At 58.9% G+C, this 1,181-nt stretch carries 2 protein-coding genes; both read left to right on the top strand.

From position 1 onward, the window contains the following. Nucleotides 1-162, top strand: a 162-nt coding sequence (tnpB, locus tag AYK65_RS31260; protein ID WP_139793424.1) for an IS66 family insertion sequence element accessory protein TnpB, incomplete at its 5' end; no start/stop codon positions are given. A 63-nt stretch (nt 163-225) separates the two neighbouring features. Then, a partial coding sequence (gene tnpC, locus AYK65_RS31255) for an IS66 family transposase (protein ID WP_139793422.1) occupies nt 226-1,181 on the top strand: 956 nt, incomplete at its 3' end.

Raw genomic sequence — 1,181 nt, 5'->3', positions numbered from 1 at the left:
GGCTTCTGCCTTTATTACAAGGTCCTCCAGAGAGGCCGCTTTCCGTGGCCGTCGACCGCCGATGGAACGGCTCGGCTGACGTCGGCGCAACTGGCCATGCTGTGGGAGGGGATCGATTGGCGACGACCCAACTGGGGTGCGCCGCCGGCACGCGTCTGTTGATTTTATGCCTCTGAATCTACTTGTTTTTATGGCCATTCCGCCTGGCTTATGCTAGTCAGGCTCATGTCGAACGCGAGCCAAAATCTTCCCGACGATCCCGCCTTCCTGAAGGCGATGATCGCCGCCTTGCAGGCGGAAAATGCGAAGATGTCGGCGACATTGCTGGCGCATGACCAGTTGATCCAGACCTTGCGGCTTCGCATTGCCAAGCTGAAGAAACAGGTGTTTGGCAAGTCCTCCGAAAAGATCGAGCGAGAAATCCAGCAGCTGGAATTGGCTCTGGAGGATCTGTTGATCGCTGCGTCGGAGAACAGCACCAGGTCGATCGACGAAGCTGATGAGGTTGCCGCATCCACGGATGCTCAAAAGCAGACAGTGACGCGCCGTCGCCCACGCGTGTCGGACAAGGCAGTTCGCGAGCGTAAAGAACTGGATCCAGGCTCGTGTTGCCCCGCTTGTGGCGGTGAATTGCGTCTTGTGGGCGAAGACGTAAGCGAAATCCTCGACATGATCGCCGCGCAGATGAAGGTCATCGAGGTCGCGCGGCTGAAGAAATCCTGCCGTTGCTGCGAGAAGATGGTGCAGTTGCCAGCACCTAGCCGTCCAATACCGGGCAGCATGGCGGGTGCCGGCCTTCTGGCTTACATCTTGGTCTCAAAGTTTGACGACCATCTGCCACTCTACCGTCTGAACGAGATCTTCGCTCGCATGGGCGCTGACATTCCCGACAGCACGCTGGTCGATTGGTGTGGTCGCGCCATGCGGGTGCTCCAGCCGTTGATCGAGCGGATCGAGACCGCGATCATGGGAAGCGACCTTCTTCATGCCGATGATACCCCGATCCGGGTGCTCGACCGCTCTCCTCGAGACAAGGGGTTAGGCAAGGGCGTGAAGAAGGGCAGGATCTGGACGTATGTCCGCGATCAACGTCCATGGGCGGGTGCTGCTCCACCGGGCGCTGTCTACTACTTTGCTCCCGACTGGAAAGAAGAGCACGTCCATCATCACCTCAGGCAGGC

Origin of the sequence: Ensifer aridi, from assembly GCF_002078505.1 — a bacterium.
Lineage (GTDB): Bacteria > Pseudomonadota > Alphaproteobacteria > Rhizobiales > Rhizobiaceae > Sinorhizobium > Sinorhizobium aridi.
This window is presented reverse-complemented; position numbering and strand designations above follow the sequence as displayed.